Genomic DNA, 16531 nt, shown 5'->3' on the forward strand with positions numbered 1-16531 from the left:
GCGCCGGCGGCCGTTCGGCTTTAACGAAACGGTGCGCAATGGTTGTCACCCGGTCCGCGGGCGCGGCTAGTGCGCCTTGCCCACCTTGATGAATGGCGAGATGGCCAGTCCAATGGTGGCCAGCACGGCCCCGACGACGAAGGAAACGTGCGCCCCGGAGAACAGCGCGTGGGCCAGGTCCGAACCCCCGGCCAGCTTCGCCGTGGACAGCAGCGACATGACCGTCACGAAGATGGTGGTGCCGATGGCGCCGCCGAGCTGCTGGCCGGTGGTGAAGATGGCCGAGCCGTGTCCGTACAGGCGAGGCTCGACGCTGGCCATGGCCGAGGACATCAGGCCCGTCATCAGCAGGGCCAGGCCGATCGAGAAGACGATGTGGTTGACCATGAACACCCACAGCGAGGTGTCGGCATCCACTGCGACGTACATCCACTGGCCCGCCGCCAGCAGCGCGGCGCCGGGGATCAGGACGGGCCGGGGGCCGAAGCGGTCGTAGATGCGGCCGAAAACGGGTGCCGCCACCGCTTGGGCCAGCCCGCCGGGCAGCAGCATCATGCCAATGGCCAGGGTGCCGAAGCCGGCGCCGGATTCCAGGACGATCGGGAGCACCACGATGGTGCCCAGCAGGGTGCCCATGGCGATCATGATCAGGAGCACCGAGTACGTGAAGGTGCGGGTCTTGAATGGCGTCAGGTTCAGCAGTTCCCTGCCTTCGTGGGTCAGGCGAAGCTGGCGCCGCACAAACAGCCCGAAGGCGAGCAGTCCCACGGCGAAGCATGCGATGGTGGCCGGCAGGTTTTCCCCGGCGTGCTCAAGGCTGGAGATGCCGTAGACCAGCAACCCGAAGGCCAGCGCGGAGAGCGCCACCGAGGGCACGTCCAGGGGCAGCCTGCGGGCCCGCGAGGGGAGCTTGATGAAGATGCTGCCCAGCGCCAGGATGAGCGCTGCCAGGGGTGCCATCAGGATGAAGATGTAGTGCCAGCCGAAGGCGTTGACGATGGCGCCGGAAACGGTCGGGCCGATGGCCGGGCCGACGGAGATGACGATCGAGTTCAGGCCCATGACGGCACCGCGCTTGTGCGCAGGCACCAGTGAAAGGGTGGTGGTCATCAGCAGCGGCAGCACGATCGCGGTGCCGACCGCCTGGATGATGCGGGCCGTGAGCAGCACCGCGAAGCTCGGGGCGAAGATCGCGATGACGGTGCCGGCCAGGAAGCTGGAGAGCGCAAAGACGAACAGGCTGCGCGTGCTGAAGCGTTGCAGCAGGTAGCCGGTGGTCGGGATGACCACCGACATGGTCAGCAGGAACCCGGTGGTCAGCCATTGCCCGGCCGCCGCGGAAACGGACAGGTCCGCCATGATCGCCGGCAGTGCGACGCTGAGCACCGTCTCGTTCAGGATCATCAGGAACGCGGCCAGCGCGAGGGAGCCAATGATTCCCGCGAGTTGCCTTCCCGGAAGCGTGGCAGTGGCATTCCGGGGTGGATGCGCGGTCGGAGAAATCGTGTCTGGAGCAGGGCGTGACATTGGGAAATACCTCATCTATGGGAACTTGACCACCAAATAGTGTCACGGTCTGACATGTTTTGAACAGTAAACGTGTCATTGTGTGACAGAAAATATAGAATGGTGTTCGAAGTCCCCCGCCGGGGGATCAAGTGCCAATCATCAGGAAAAGAGTCGACCATGGGTATCCGTGAGGACCGCCGGGCCCAGATGCAGCGAGACATTCGGGGTGCCGCCCTGGACTTGGTTGAGGAGCGCGGGTTGGGGGCCACCACCATCGGGCACATCGCCGAGCGCGTGGGCATCTCCGAACGCACGGTCTTCCGCTACTACGCTTCCAAGGAGCACGCACTGATGCCGGGCCAGGGCGAGCTGGTCACCGCTCTGGTGGGCGGCGAATTCGCTGCGGGCAATCCGTTTGGCATCCTGGCGAGCTTGCTCGGCACCTGCCGGGAGCAATTCGCCGTGGAGGTTGAATGTAGCGACTTCCGTAGGATTTCGCGGCTGCTCGTGAAGGAACCCGACCTGATGCGTTTCGTCGCCAGTGAGGAGAGGGGCCTTGTCGAGGCGCTGGGAGAGGTGCTCGCTGGGCGGGGCGAGCTGACGCCGATAAGGGCGATGCTTGTGGCCGAGCTCGTGACCACCGCCTGGAGGGTTGCCTGGCAATCCTTTGCCCGGGATGAGTTTGAAGGGATCGAGTCCAACCCGATGGAGCTCTTCGATGAAACGGTGCGTGAGCTGGGTGAACTGATCCCGCTCGCCCGGTAGCGGGACGCTCCGGAAGTTCAGTTATGAAGAGTTAACTTAACTGCAGGTGCCGGGGTACAGCCGAAACGCCCCGGTTTTTCGCGGAGAATGCGGGTGCGTGGGCAACAAGAGCCTTGCCACAAAACGTGTCTACGGGCAGTAAATCGGGTAAGTTAGGGACGTTGAGATCAATTCGGACCACACATATCCGATAAGACCGTTCAGGGAGACGCCTCACCTATGGCCAAGATTATTTATACCCACACCGACGAAGCTCCGATGTTGGCAACCCACTCGTTCCTGCCGATTGTCGAAGCGTACGCTTCGACCGCGGGTGTAGAGATCGAGACGCGCGACATCTCGTTGGCCGGCCGCATCATTTCGACCTTCGGTGACTACCTCACCGCGGAACAGCAGATTCCCGACGCTCTGGCCGAGCTCGGTGCCCTGGCCAAGAGCCCGGACGCAAACATCATCAAGCTGCCGAACATTTCGGCCTCCATCCCGCAGCTCAAGGCAGCCATTGCCGAACTGCAGGCCGCCGGCTACGCACTGCCGGACTACCCGGACAACCCGTCCTCGGACGAGGAAACCGACATCCGCGCCCGCTACGACAAGATCAAGGGTTCCGCAGTGAACCCGGTGCTGCGCGAAGGCAACTCCGATCGCCGCGCACCGTTGAGCGTGAAGAACTACGCCCGCAAGAACCCGCACTCCATGGGTGCTTGGTCCGCGGACTCGAAGACCAACGTCGCCACCATGAGCGAAGACGACTTCCGTTCCAACGAGAAGTCCGTGGTCATCACCAAGGACCAGAACATCTCCATCCGCTTTGTCGGCGAAGATGGCGAAGTCAAGGTCCTGAAGAAGGGCTTCCCGGTTCTCAAGGACGAAATCATCGACGGCACCGTCATGCACGCCGCCTCGCTGGGCAAGTTCCTGAAGGACGCGGTTGCCCGCGCCAAGGCCGATGACGTGCTCTTCTCGGCACACCTGAAGGCCACCATGATGAAGGTCTCCGACCCGATCATCTTCGGCCACGTCGTCAAGGCGTACTTCTCCGAGCTCTTCGAGGTCTACGGCGAGCAGCTTGCAGCAGCAGGCCTGAACCCGAATAACGGCCTGGCAGCAATCCTCGGCGGGCTCGACGAGCTTTCCGACGAGGTCCGCACCGGCGTCGAGGCACTGATCGCCAAGGGCTTCGAAGAAGGCCCGGCCCTGGCCATGGTCGACTCGGACAAGGGCATCACCAACCTGCACGTCCCGTCGGACGTCATCGTCGATGCGTCGATGCCGGCAATGATCCGCTCCTCGGGCCACATGTGGGGCGCCGACGGCAAGGAGGCCGACACCTTGGCCGTCCTGCCGGACTCCTCATACTCGGGCATCTACCAGGTCGTCATCGATGACTGCCGCGCCAATGGCGCCTACGATCCGACCACCATGGGCACCGTCCCGAACGTGGGCCTGATGGCCCAGGCGGCCGAGGAATACGGATCCCACGACAAGACCTTCGAGATCAAGGCCGCCGGCCACGTCCAGATCCTGGACGCCAGCGACGCAGTGCTGATCGAACACCAGGTCTTCCCGGGTGACATCTGGCGCGCCTGCCAGACCAAGGACGTGCCGGTGCGCGACTGGGTCAAGCTGGCCGTCAACCGCGCCCGCGCCTCGAAGACCCCGGCCGTGTTCTGGCTGGATGCGACCCGCGCGCACGACGCCGTGCTGATCGGCAAGGTCAACGAGTACCTCAAGGACCACGACACCGAGGGCCTGGTCATCGAGATCCTGTCGCCGGTCGAGGCCACCCAGTACACCATCGATCGCATCCGCCGCGGCGAGGACACCATCTCGGTGTCCGGCAACGTGCTGCGCGACTACCTCACCGACCTGTTCCCGATCCTCGAACTGGGCACCAGCGCCAAGATGCTTTCCATCGTGCCGCTGATCGCCGGTGGCGGCCTGTTCGAGACCGGTGCCGGTGGATCCGCCCCGAAGCACGTCCAGCAGCTGGTGAACGAGAACCACCTGCGCTGGGACTCGCTGGGCGAGTTCCTGGCCCTGGCCGTCTCCTTCGAGCACCTGGCCAACACCTCGGACAACGCGCGTGCGCAGATCCTGGCAGACACCCTGGACGCCGCAACCGGCACCTTCCTGCTGGAGAACAAGTCGCCCAAGCGCAAGGCCGGCGAGCTGGACAACCGCGGCAGCCACTTCTACCTGGCCAAGTACTGGGCCGAGGAACTGGCAGCACAGACCAAGGACGCCGAGCTGGCAGCGGCATTCACGGCCGTTTCCGAGGCACTGGGCGGCAACGAGGAAGCCATCGTGGCCGAGCTCGCAGCCGTGCAGGGTGTCCCGGTCGAGCTGGGCGGCTACTACCGCCCGGTCGAGGAAAAGGTCGCAGCCATCATGCGCCCGAGCACCACGCTGAACACCGCACTGGAACTGCTCAAGAAGTAGTCTCCGGCCGCACGGCACAACGGCGGGCCGCCTTCCCCTTCCGGGGACTGGCGGCCCGCCGTTGGCGTATGCGGAATCGGGCCGGGGGCTAGAGCCCCCGGCCGACCTCCCACAGCCCCTCGTAGGTCCCCGTCAGCAAAGCGTTCACCGAGACGGCCTGCGCGTCGGTGAACGAGGCGATGTAGTCGACGATCGCCCGGGCTCGGCCCAGCCTCTCGACCTCGCCGTTGCCGGCCTGCGCGAACAGCGCGGGCGACTGGGTTCGAAGGAGACGGTACTCTCCGGTTGCGGCCTCGACCGAGTCCAGCAGCCTGCGCGGCGCCCGGGCCGCGTCGTCGCGGTCCTCGAGCCACGCGTGCAGCCCCTCGGCCAGCGAGGCGATGATGCGGGTTTGCCCGCGCTGGTAGACGGCCAGGTCGGAGCGCTCCAGCACAAAGCGCGAGTGCACGAACTTGAGCACCACCACGTCGTGCCAGGCCTCGTCGGCCAGCCGGACGTGCCCGCTGCGGACCGTGGGGTCCTGCTCCACGGCGATGGAGGCCTGCAGCCTGTCGATCCACCGCCGGGTGAATCCCGTGACGGCGCGGTCCGCCTCGATCCCGCCGTCGTAGGGGACCGCCAGCAGCCCCTCGACCAGGTCGTGGCCGACGCGTTCCACCGAGGCGCGGAAGGCCTCGGCGTTGGCGATCCAGGGATCCTTCGCTGCGACGTGCCGCCAGGTACGCTCCAGCGCGTGCCCGGGCCGTCGCGTGTCCAGGGCGGCGTCATCCAGGAGGGCAAGCCGCGCGCCCGAATCGAGCCATGCCCGCAGCTCGGCGGAGACCGTGGTGTACTGCAGCACCCCTGCCCGGTAGAAGTCGTCCAGGTCGTGCACGGCGTACGCGATGTCGTCGGCGATGTCCATCACCGAGCACTCCAGCGTTTGCTGGTGCTTCGCGATGCCGGGGAACACGGAGAGCACATCGTGCATCTCGGCGGATTCGATGTCGTAGGCCGAGAACTTGTGGGCCCCGGTGTTGCCGACGGAGCCCACGCCGCGGGGCAGCATTTCCGTGGCGTCCGATGGCCGCGAGCGCCATTCGTTGCGGGTCCACGGGTACTTGAGTACCGCCGCGCGCACGGCCTTGGTGAGGTTCAGCCCCCGAGGTGTCGCGTCGCAGCTGTCCAGCGCGGTGAGGATGCGGAAGCTCTGCGCGTTGCCCTCGAAGCCGTCGGGAAGCCCGAGCGTGTGTCGGGCCACCCGATCGAGTTCCTGCTCGCCCAGGTGCCCGAAGGGAGGGTGCCCGAGGTCGTGGGCGGCGGCAGCGGCCTGCACCACCACGGGGTCGCAACCGCCCAACCCGGCAACGATATTCCGGGTGTGCTCGTCCGCGTTGATCAGGCCGATGGCGATGGAGCGCGCCACGGCGGAGACCTTGAGCGAGTGCGTCAGCCGGTTGTGCACCACGGTGCCGGCGCCTGCCTGCGGGATCACCTGGGTGACGGCGGAGAGCCGCGAAAAGTAGGGGGAGAACCTGATGCGCTCGATGTCGATGCGGAACTCGTCTTCGCCGGCGCGCATCTCCTCGATGATCGCGCGGTCGCGTCCGCCGGTCTGGTGGGTTTTCTGCCTGATATCCATGGTGCGAACCAGCCTAGTGGGCACCGGGGGCGAGTTGCGGACAACCCGCGGCACATTCGATGGATGACGCCAATGAGTTGGCTTGACTGCGCCATGGGCTGCGGTTCACACCAGTGCAGAGGCTCAACGGACAGATGCCCGTTCCACTGTCTCAAGAATCCGTGTGGCAATGAGACGTATGGAGGGGTTCACTGCCAGTCGCTGAATCCGAGACGCAACGCATCCAGAACGAACCTGGTGGTGCGATTGTTGGCCGCTCCGTTTCCGCTATCCCTCCGCGAGTGGCTCAGTTGTTGGGAGCGTGGCAGAGTCCACCAACCGGGTGACGAGTTCTGCATATGGGATGCCCGCGGCCGCGAACATTCTTGGTACTTGGGATTCGGCTGTCATTCCGGGCATCGTGTTGACCTCATTGAGGACGGGGCCTTCGTTGGTGAGGAAGAAATCCATGCGCGCTACACCGGCACAACCGAGTGCCTCGAACATTCCCAGTGCCGCCCGCGTGATCGCGTCACGCTCCGCGCTGCCGAGGGCGGCAGGTACGCTAAACCGAGCCGACCCATCGTACTTCGTGGTCGTGTCGAACAAGCCACTGGTGTGGATCTCAAGCGGTGGCGGAGCCCAGCAATTTCCATCGGGCTCGCGTATGACGGCAACGTCGATCTCCCGTCCGTGAACGACGTGCTCGATGATGATCCGGTCATCAAAGCGGGCGGCCGTCCGCAGCGCCTCTCGAAGCTGCTCGGTGTCCCGCGCCAAGCTGACGCCGTAGCTGGACCCCGAGGAAGCTGGTTTCACGACAACGTCTGTCTCGAAGTCGATGTCCTCCATATCGGCTGCGTCGACCAGTCTCCCTCGCGCGGTACGTATCCCGGTGGATTCGGCAACAAGCTTGGTGGCCCATTTGTCCATGCCGAGTGCTCCCGCCCGCAGGCCCGAGCCGACTACAGGTTTCTGGGCGAGTGCACACAACGCTGCCAGCGTCCCGTCCTCGCCCATGGAGCCGTGCAGAGCTGGGAAAACCACATCCGCTTGCTCGAAAAGGAACAATGCACCCATAAGAGAGGTGGCGGCGCTCTTTCCAAGCGGTCTCCGGGCCTGCCTCCATATTCCATCGCGGCCGATGGTGACGTCGGTGACCTCGAATCCGTTCTTGCGCAGTGCCTTGCCGATGGCTTCGGCTGTCGCCAGCGAGACATCGTGTTCGGCACTCTGGCCGCCGCCGATGACCAAGATGTGTTTTGTCATGCAATTGTCCTTTTCACTCGTGATCCGATGTTGGTGACGATGGTGTGGGGAATGGTCCCGGCCCAGCCGCCCCAGTCCTGGATGGTTGGTGTGACCCCGTCCTGCGGGCCGAACACGGTCGCAGTGGTGCCTCGCGGGTAGTAGGTGGCCCCGGTGTTGATAATGATCTGGTCCATCGAGACGCGTCCGACCACCGGGTACCGGTAACCGTGGATCTCCACCGAAGCGTTCGGGGAGATTTCTCGAGGGATTCCGTCGGCGTAGCCCACCGGCAGGGTGCTCAGCCGAGTCGTCCGATCGGTGATGTACGTGCCGCCGTAGCCGACGGCTGTTCCCGACTTGACGGTTGCGTTGTGCACGATGGGCGCGGTCAGGCGGGATGCGCCGGAAAGGTCGGTGGTCCCGCTCGGATCGATGCCGACAAGTCCGGCCCCGAGCCGGATCATTCCGAAATGGGTGGCAGGGTCCGTCAGCGCGCCGGCCGTAGCGGCCAGGTGGGTGAGCGGATCATCGAACCCCGCAGCCGTGACCTTTGCCTTGGCTTCATGCATGAGTGAAACCGCTTCTTCGTTCGCTCTTGGGTCTGCCCGGTCAGCTAACGGCAGGTGCCCCATGAGCCCAACGATGCGTATCTTGCCTCGCCGTTGTCCCTCGACAGCGCGGAGGATTATGGCGTCCCACTCCGAGTGGGGGACGCCTTCTCGAGACATGCCGGTGTCCATGTGCAAGTGAACGCGGACAGCACCAGCGGAAGGCTGTTCGAGAATTGTCTGCAATTCCTCGACCGAGCCGACCGCCAAGTCGATCCCGCCTGCCGCGGCGGCCCCAGCATCGAAACCCGCGGGGTTTAACCATGTAAGAATCGGCACGCTTAGGCCAGCTTCACGCAGGGTCACGGCTTCGCCGAAATCGGTGGTGCCAAGCCACTGCGCTCCGGCGGCGACCGCAGCGTGGGCCACGGTCAGGGCGCCATGTCCGTAACCGTCTGCTTTTACCACCGCCATGATTCGGGAGTCGGACCGGGCTTGCACGATTGCGATGTTCTTCGCGATCGATTCCAGGATCGTCTGCAGCGTGGGTGGTCTGAGACCAATGACCGTGGACTGGGCCCGGCTGGGCATGCCAGTCACCGCTTCATCCTCGGGTCGTAGGTAGGGTCGAAGTACTTGGCGGGGCAACCATTCTTGATCGCCTCGGAACGCAGTTCGAAGTGCCAAGCCTCGTTGTCGTAGATCTGACACAAACCGTACTTCGCACCGTTCTTGGACAACCATGCACTGGCGTCCCAAAGCCCGATGTCGACCGCGTCCCCCGACACATGTGCGGAGGTTTCCGCGGTTGCCACCCACCGTGAGGCCTCCTCCTTGGAACCGTACGTAGTGACCGCTTGCTGGAGCAGATTGTGCTGGAAGTCCGGGGAACGCCAACCGCTGTTGACGTAAAACTTGATTCCCTCCCTGGCTGCGTCCTTGGATGCCCTGCCCAAAGCAGCACGAAGAGCAGGATCGAGGTTGACCACCGCCGGAATGTCAGAGGCAACCGTCGTGCCTTTGGGGACGTCACCGCCCGCCACTCCAAGCCCCCCGGGTCGCTTCCCATGAGGTATCGCGACGCGCGACGTGGGAGATTCGAGGGAGGTCGACAGCGGATGGAAGTCGCGGGCCCCGAGAATCGCTCCCACCATGAATACCAGGAGGATGGTTACCAATGCCAAGACGGCTGTCATGATGATGACGATCGCCGCTGGTTTCCGACGTCTGGGGGTTTGTGTTGGTTCGTTGTACGTCATGTTTCCAGTCAAGACGGAGCGAGGTTGCCAGCATGTATGAGGTTTTCGATACGCCGACGATATGTCTCACCTCGTAGCATGGGGAGCATGCGCGTGTTGATCGTCGAAGACGAGCCCTATATGGCCGAAGGTATCCGCGATGGTCTACGCCTGGAAGCGATCGCGGCAGACATCGCTGGTGATGGCGATACCGCTTTGGAACTGCTGAATGTCAACAGCTACGACATCGCCATTCTTGACCGTGATATCCCCGGGCCATCCGGTGACGAGGTCGCAAGACACATCGTGGCTTCAGGCAGTGGTACGCCGATTCTCATGCTCACCGCCGCCGACCGCATCGATGAAAAGGCCTCCGGGTTCGAACTTGGTGCCGACGACTACCTCACGAAACCATTTGAACTTCAGGAACTCGTGCTCAGGCTCCGTGCCCTCGACCGCCGGCGAGCACACCACCGGCCGCCCGTTCGAGAGATAGCAGGCTTGAGGCTGGACCCCTTCCGCCGCGAGGTATATCGGGAGGGACGCTACGTCGGACTGACCCGGAAGCAATTCGCTGTCCTGGAAGTTCTTGTCGCAGCCGAAGGCGGTGTCGTCAGTGCCGAGGACCTCTTGGAACGGGCCTGGGACGAGAACGCGGACCCGTTCACCAACGCCGTACGCATCACCGTTTCAGCACTGCGTCGGCGCCTTGGCGAACCTTGGATCATCGCCACTGTCCCGGGAGTTGGATACCGCATCGACGCAGAGAACTTCACCGAGGGTGAAAGACACGGACGTGCTTAGGGCACCAGGGATGAGCGTACGCCTCAAGCTCACCCTCAGTTACGTCGGGTTCCTCGTGCTCGCAGTGGCTTTGCTACTCGCTGCTGTGTGGATCTTCCTCCTTCGCTACGTTCCTGAGGGCGCAATCAATAGCAATGGGGGCTTCGTTCCGAACCGCTCCGACCTCCAACGCGCCTTCGGTCCAGCAGCAGCCGCAGTGATGGCCTTCCTACTGGTGTTCGGGGTGATTGGCGGATGGCTCCTCTCCGGACGGATGCTCGCGCCCCTTTCCCGAATCAACGATGCCACTCGAACCGCTGCTAACGGATCGCTATCACACCGAATCCGGTTAGGGGGCCGCAAGGACGAGTTCCGTGAACTCGCCGATTCCTTCGACACGATGCTCGAACGGCTCGAAGCACACGTTGCCGAACAACAGCGATTTGCTGCCAATGCCTCCCACGAACTGCGCACACCGCTGGCAATAACACAGACACTTCTCAACGTGGGACGAAACGACCCGGACCGAAACACCAATGAACTTCTCGAACGTCTCGACACGGTCAACACTCGTGCAATCGACCTCACCGAAGCACTACTTTTGCTCACGCGGGCCGACCAGAGGTCCTTCACGCAAGAACGTGTCGACCTTTCCTTGGTAGTCGAAGAATCAGCCGAAGTCCTCCTCCCGCTTGCAGAAAAGCGTGGAGTCACCATCGACGTTTCCAGCAGCTTCACCCCGACATTCGGTTCATCTGCGCTTCTGCTGCAGATGGTAACGAACCTCCTGCACAATGCGATCGTCCATAACCTCCCGGTGCAGGGGACGGTCTGGGTGAGAACCATGGCCGGCCCCGAATCCGTTGTGCTCATCGTCGAGAACACTGGCGAGCAACTCAGCGAAGCACTGGTCTCCACACTCACCGAAAGATTCCAGCGCGGCACCGAACGCACTCGCACGAGCGACCATGCAGGCGTCGGTCTCGGCTTGGCCATTGTCAAAAGCATCGCCCTCGCACACGACGGATCGCTCTCTATTGCCCCGCGTCGCGCCGGCGGGCTCCACATTGCGATCCACCTGCCGACCGAACCGGACGTCATTGGGCGTAAGAAGAGAGCTGTCAGGTAGGCGTTGCTTCGAGACCGACTTTGTTGAACCGGGATCGAACACGCACCGGTGGTGAAGGACCTCAACGTGCTTACGTCCGAAATTGTGTCTAACGCGGCTGGTTCTCCTCATCGGCCTCTGACCTCCGCGAAAAATCCGGCCATTTGTCGTAGCGATTCACTGCTCTCGGTACCGGAAAACCAGGAATGCCGGCGCACCGGCGAATGTGCTTCGAGGAGCACGCGGCTCCGGTCCGGAGTATGCCGGACCAGTGGCCTGACCGGACCCGTGGTTCATCCCGCGGGACGGCACCAACCTTCGGTCGCGGGATGCGGTAGCTGCTAACAGGCCCATGACCCGCACCCGGAAGGCTTGATGCTTTGCCGGCTAGTAGAGTTTGTTCGCCCCGCCGTCGGCCATGAGGGTTTGGCCCGTCATGTAGCGCGAATCATCCGAGACAAGGAACGCCACGATGGGTGCGACATCCTCTTCCGGATCCCCGAAGCGCCCCAGCGGGACCTTCGCGAGGGAGTCCTGGTACATCTGCGGGAATGCCTCGCTCCAGGCCTTGACCCCGTCGGTCAGCGCCATGGGGGAGACGACATTGACGCGGATGTTGTCCTTGGCCCATTCATTCGCCGTCACGCGGGAAAGTCCCCGGATGGCTTCCTTGGCGGAGGCATAGGCCGCCTGGGTCATCTGGCCGACCATCGCCGAACCCGAGCCGAAGTTCACGACCGAGCCGCCGTTGACCGCCAGCAGCGGGTAGGCCGCGGCCATGAATTGGCGGGTGGCGCGGAAGCCGGTGTTGAAGGAAAGTTCCCACTCATCCTCGGTCAGGTCGTTGAACATGGCCTGGCGCGATGCATGGGCGTTGTTCACCAGCGCGTCCAACCCGCCGTAAGTTTCGCTCGCCAGTTCCACGGCGGCGGCTGCCACGGCCTTGTCACTGACATCGCCCAGCAGGAACTGCACGTCACCGCCGAGGTCACCCTTGAGCGTGGTGCCGGCCTCGCCGTTGACGTCTACGGCGACGACCTTGGCGCCGCGGGCCACCAACACCCGGGAAATGGCGCCCCCGATGCCCGAGGCTCCGCCGGTGACGATGACTACCTTGTTGGCAAGCTGCATTCCCATTCCCCTTTTCGCGTTTACATGGCTGGTCGTTCCACCGCGGCGGACCGCCGGGCTGCAGGATCACGCTGGTTCGCGCGTTGGCGGAGCCTGCACCTTGGCGGATCCGACAAGATTGTGTCGTGACGACAGTATCTCATGGGGCGACCCGGGCACAACGGCTTCAGTGAATGGATGACCCGGGTTGTGGCGTCGGCGCCCCGAGCAGCCTCGTCACAGAGGCTTCACATTGGGCCCCAAAAGTAACGCACGGGCGGCAAGCCACCGGAAATCCGGGGAAGTAGGCCCCGACTCGTACTTAACAATCGGCCGGACAATGTTGGCAAGAATGACAAAAAATCGTCATGTGAAGTGTTTTTGCCCCACGTGACGCGGTGCGCGACCGGCACCTTGCACCGCCCTTGAAGCGTGGAACATGATGAATGCATCAACCATCAAGAGCGGCTGAGAGATCTGGCTCGTTGACGCCGCAGCAACCATCAATCGATGGATTCCCCCTGTGCGGGGACTCCGTTGTTGAGGGTGCTAAGGCCAGAAGCGATGGAGCCGCTTCAAAACCTGCTCACCATCGCCGCAGTCATCCGCACGGATTGCTGGGGCTTTTGTGGCGTACCTTGGGGCCTCCCTCGTTTAGACGAGGAGTCACACATGAGCATTACACCGTCCGCGGCCCCGCCGTCACTGTCCTATGAGCTGTACCCGCCGGTGAACCGCGACGCGACCGAGGGCGTTTTCAACAGCATCGAGGCGCTTCAGGCCACAAACCCCGACTACGTGTCGGTCACCTACTCGGGGACCCACGCACGCCGCCGGGCCTCGCTGGAACTGATCGAGCACCTCATCCAGAACACCAGGCTGCGCCCGCTGGCGCACCTGACCTGCGTGGGGGAGAGCCGCCAATCCCTCGAGAACCTGATCCGCCACTTCATCTCGCTCGGGGTCCGCGGGGTGCTGGCGCTTCGCGGCGACCTGCCCACAGACCCGGACGGCTGGCGCGGGGAATTCCCCTTCGCCCGCTACCTGATCGAACTCATCCGCGAGGTCGAAACCGAGCACTCGGCGGCGCTGGCCGGCGGGCGGCTGGGGGTCGGCGTGGCCGCCTACCCGATCCGGCACCCCGAATCCCCGTCGTTCGAGCACGACGTGGAGGTCTTGCTGGCCAAGGAGCGCTCGGGGGCGAACTACGCGATCACCCAGGTGTACTTCCGGCCAGAGGAATACACCAACCTGGTTGACTCGGCTCGCCGCGCAGGAGTGTCCATCCCGATCATTCCGGGGGTCATCCCGCTGAATTCGCTCAAGCGGCTCAACCGGCTGGCGTCGATGACAGGGGTCGAACCGGATCCGATCCTGGCGCACGCGCTGGAATCGGCGAGCACCGACGCCGAACGCCACTACATCGGGGTCAGCGCTGCCGTCACCCTGGCACGGCGTGCCTTCGATGACGGGGCGCCCGGCGTCCACCTCTACACCTTCAACGACCACCGCGGCTCGCTCGACGTCATCGAACGGCTCGAGCTGCCCCGCACCCGGGCCCAGGTCGTCAACTCCTGGGCCGCCCGCGCCGCCGTCTAGGCGCCCGGTCCTTCAACGCTTTTCCAACACTTACAACACTTTCAACACCCAAGGAGAAACACCATGACGAAGCCAACCTTCCCGGCAGCATCCATCCTCGGCTACCCGCGCATCGGCCCGAACCGCGAGCTCAAGAAGGCCCTCGAGGCCCACTGGGCCAACCGCACCGACGAGGCCACCCTGCACGCCGCGGCCCGCGAACTGCAGCAGGCCAACCTTGCCAAGCTCACCGAACTCGGCCTGGGTGCCACGGACGCCTCGCTGCCCGGCGACTTCGCCTACTACGACCAGGTCCTCGACGCCACCGTGGCGCTGTCCGCCCTGCCGACCCGCTTCGCCGACCTGGCCGCCGCCGACGGCACGGTCAACACCGCGGCCTCGTTCGTGCTGGCCCGCGGCGACGAATCCCGCGCCCCGCTGGAAATGACCAAGTGGTTCGACACCAACTACCACTACCTGGTTCCGGAGATCGGCGAGAACACCCCGATCGCGGCCAATGCCAAGCCGCTGGTCGAATCCTTCAAGGCCCACGCGGCCAACGGAAGCACCATCCGCCCGACCCTCGTCGGCCCCATCACCTACCTGCTGCTGGCCAAGGCCGAGGACGGCGCCGCGGAGGGTTTCGACCCGCTGACCCGCATCGACGAGGTCGTCGCAGCCTACGCACAGATCCTGACCGAGCTCGCAGCCGCGGGCGCCCCGTGGGTCCAGATCGATGAGCCGGCACTTGTCACCGACCGCGGCGCCGAACTGGCCGTTCCCGGCGCCCTGGCCGAGTCCGTCTACGCCAAGCTCGCCGCCGCCACCGAGCGCCCGGCCCTGTTTGTCACCTTCGGCTACGGAACCGCCGGTGACGTGGCCCGCCCGGGTGCGACCCAGGGCCTGCTGGCCCGCGCCGGCGTCGAGGCAGTGCACGCCGACCTGGTCCGCGGTCTGGCCCCGAAGGCTGAATTCCTCGGCGACCTCGCCGGCGCCACCCTGGTTGCGGGCGTCGTCAACTCGCGCAACATCTGGCGCAACAACCTCGCCGAATCGCTGGTCATCCTGAAGACCCTGCGCACCGAGGTCGAGAAGTCCAACGGCACCATCGCCGTGGGCACCGCGACCTCCCTGCAGCACGTCCCGCACGACGTCGCCCTGGAAAACAACCTGCCGGCCCACCTGCCGGAATGGCTGGCCTTCGCCAACCAGAAGGTCGCCGAGGTCATCACCCTGGCCAAGGGCCTGGCGCAGGGCGAATCGGCGATCGCCGCCGAGCTTTCCGCCGCGGAGACCGCCATCAACCACCGCGCGGCGTTCGCCGGAACCACCGTGGCCGCCGTCCGCGACCGCCTAGCCGCGCTCACCGACGCCGACTTCTCCCGCTCCGCCGCCGACGTGCGTGAGGCCGCGCAGGAAGCCGCACTGAACCTGCCGGTGCTGCCGACCACCACCATCGGCTCCTTCCCGCAGACCGGCGAGGTCCGCACCGCCCGCGCCGCGCACCGCAACGGCAGCATCGACGACGCCGCCTACGAGGGCTTCCTCAAGGCGGAGATCGCCCGCGTCGTGGAGCTGCAGGAACGCCTGGGCCTGGACGTGCTGGTGCACGGCGAGCCCGAGCGCAACGACATGGTCCAGTACTTCGCCGAGAACTTCGACGGCTTCACCGAGACCACCAACGGCTGGGTGCAGTCCTACGGATCGCGCGCCACCCGCCCGTCGATCCTCTGGGGCGACGTGTCCCGCCCGGCGGCCTTCACCGTCCCGTGGATCTCCTACGCAGCGTCGCTGACCAACAAGCCGTTCAAGGGCATGCTCACCGGCCCGGTCACCATCCTGGCCTGGAGCTTCATCCGCGACGACCAGCCGCTGGCGACTTCCGCCAACCAGGTGGCGCTGGCGCTGCGCGACGAGATCGCGGACCTGCAGGACGCCGGCATCTCCATCATCCAGGTCGACGAGCCGGCGCTGCGCGAGCTGCTCCCGTTGCGCAAGGCAGACCAGGCCGACTACCTGAAGTGGTCGGTCGACTCCTTCCGCCTGTCCACCGCCGGCGCCGTGGATGCCACCCAGATCCACACGCACCTGTGCTACTCGGAATTCGGCGAGATCATCGACGCGATCGACGCGCTGGATGCCGACGTCACCTCGATCGAGGCCGCCCGCTCCCGCATGGAGGTCACCGCGGACCTGACCGAGTTCGGCTACAGCCGCGGCATCGGCCCGGGCGTGTACGACATCCACTCGCCGCGCGTCCCGTCCACCGAAGAGGTCGCCGAGCTCATCGAGATCGCCCTGGCCTCGCTGCCGGCCAAGCAGCTGTGGATCAACCCGGACTGCGGCCTGAAGACCCGCGGCTACGCGGAGACCGAGGCCTCGCTGGCCAACCTGGTCGAGGCCACCCTCGCGGCCCGCGCCACGATCGGCGCAAACACCGGCGCAAACGCCTAAGCGCGTTTAGTCCCGCAGGACCGCCGCCGGGCCCGCACCCGAGTCCCAATCCCGACCGGGCCCCGCGGCGGCACAGGGGCCGGACGTGGGGGGGTGTATCGATCCGCAACTCGATGCACCCCCGCACGTCCTTCCCCGCACTTTT

The 16531-nt window shown here is 64.9% G+C and carries 12 protein-coding genes and 1 riboswitch; of the genes, 6 read left to right on the forward strand and 6 right to left on the reverse strand.

The features are described from left to right. Window positions 1-66 precede the first annotated feature (66 nt). Window positions 67-1527, reverse strand: coding sequence for an MDR family MFS transporter (locus tag ACFY5D_RS15145; protein WP_387531464.1), 1461 nt, complete (start codon window positions 1525-1527; stop codon window positions 67-69). Window positions 1528-1686: 159 nt separating this feature from the next. Between ACFY5D_RS15145 and ACFY5D_RS15150 the strand changes: the two genes are divergently transcribed. Next, the gene (locus ACFY5D_RS15150; protein WP_387531467.1) at window positions 1687-2274 is read left to right on the forward strand and encodes a TetR/AcrR family transcriptional regulator; all 588 of its coding nucleotides are present in this window, start codon (window positions 1687-1689) and stop codon (window positions 2272-2274) included. 219 nt (window positions 2275-2493) lie between these two features. Further along, window positions 2494-4716, forward strand: a complete 2223-nt coding sequence (locus tag ACFY5D_RS15155) for an NADP-dependent isocitrate dehydrogenase (RefSeq protein ID WP_387531470.1) — start codon at window positions 2494-2496, stop codon at window positions 4714-4716. A gap of 88 nt (window positions 4717-4804) precedes the next feature. On the opposite strand, the gene ACFY5D_RS15160 is transcribed toward ACFY5D_RS15155, so the two are convergent. The 4 genes from ACFY5D_RS15160 to ACFY5D_RS15175 all read right to left on the reverse strand — a co-directional run bounded on the left by ACFY5D_RS15160 (window position 4805) and on the right by ACFY5D_RS15175 (window position 9374). Beyond that, window positions 4805-6337 carry a deoxyguanosinetriphosphate triphosphohydrolase family protein gene (locus ACFY5D_RS15160; RefSeq protein ID WP_387531473.1) on the reverse strand — a complete coding sequence of 511 codons (1533 nt, stop codon included), beginning with the start codon at window positions 6335-6337 and terminating at the stop codon, window positions 4805-4807. Between the two features lie 267 nt (window positions 6338-6604). Beyond that, window positions 6605-7585, reverse strand: a complete 981-nt coding sequence (locus ACFY5D_RS15165; RefSeq protein ID WP_387531476.1) for a D-alanine--D-alanine ligase — start codon at window positions 7583-7585, stop codon at window positions 6605-6607. After that, window positions 7582-8706: an alanine racemase gene (gene alr, locus ACFY5D_RS15170; RefSeq protein WP_387532070.1), complete on the reverse strand. Its 1125-nt coding sequence runs from the start codon at window positions 8704-8706 to the stop codon at window positions 7582-7584. Before alr ends, ACFY5D_RS15165 begins: the two co-directional genes overlap by 4 nt. A 5-nt stretch (window positions 8707-8711) precedes the next feature. Further along, window positions 8712-9374 carry a M15 family metallopeptidase gene (locus tag ACFY5D_RS15175; protein ID WP_387531479.1) on the reverse strand — a complete coding sequence of 221 codons (663 nt, stop codon included), beginning with the start codon at window positions 9372-9374 and terminating at the stop codon, window positions 8712-8714. A gap of 87 nt (window positions 9375-9461) precedes the next feature. Between ACFY5D_RS15175 and ACFY5D_RS15180 the strand changes: the two genes are divergently transcribed. Both ACFY5D_RS15180 and ACFY5D_RS15185 read left to right on the forward strand, forming a co-directional pair. Continuing rightward, complete coding sequence (locus ACFY5D_RS15180; protein ID WP_387531482.1) at window positions 9462-10157, forward strand: response regulator transcription factor; 696 nt, start codon at window positions 9462-9464, stop codon at window positions 10155-10157. A gap of 10 nt (window positions 10158-10167) precedes the next feature. Further along, window positions 10168-11265, forward strand: a complete 1098-nt coding sequence (locus tag ACFY5D_RS15185) for a sensor histidine kinase (protein ID WP_387531484.1) — start codon at window positions 10168-10170, stop codon at window positions 11263-11265. A gap of 366 nt (window positions 11266-11631) precedes the next feature. Here ACFY5D_RS15185 and ACFY5D_RS15190 read toward each other — a convergent pair whose 3' ends face one another. Further along, window positions 11632-12375, reverse strand: a complete 744-nt coding sequence (locus ACFY5D_RS15190) for an SDR family NAD(P)-dependent oxidoreductase (protein WP_387531487.1) — start codon at window positions 12373-12375, stop codon at window positions 11632-11634. Between the two features lie 431 nt (window positions 12376-12806). Then, window positions 12807-12925: riboswitch (SAM riboswitch) on the forward strand. A gap of 101 nt (window positions 12926-13026) precedes the next feature. Between ACFY5D_RS15190 and ACFY5D_RS15195 the strand changes: the two genes are divergently transcribed. Both ACFY5D_RS15195 and metE read left to right on the forward strand, forming a co-directional pair. Beyond that, a complete protein-coding gene (locus tag ACFY5D_RS15195) occupies window positions 13027-13953 on the forward strand; it encodes a methylenetetrahydrofolate reductase (RefSeq protein WP_387531490.1) in 927 nt (308 codons plus the stop codon). A 63-nt stretch (window positions 13954-14016) separates the two neighbouring features. Beyond that, the gene (metE, locus tag ACFY5D_RS15200; RefSeq protein WP_387531493.1) at window positions 14017-16386 is read left to right on the forward strand and encodes a 5-methyltetrahydropteroyltriglutamate--homocysteine S-methyltransferase; all 2370 of its coding nucleotides are present in this window, start codon (window positions 14017-14019) and stop codon (window positions 16384-16386) included. Window positions 16387-16531 lie beyond the last annotated feature (145 nt).

The sequence above is a fragment of the Paeniglutamicibacter sp. NPDC012692 genome (assembly GCF_042901625.1).
Classification (GTDB): Bacteria; Actinomycetota; Actinomycetes; order Actinomycetales; family Micrococcaceae; genus Paeniglutamicibacter.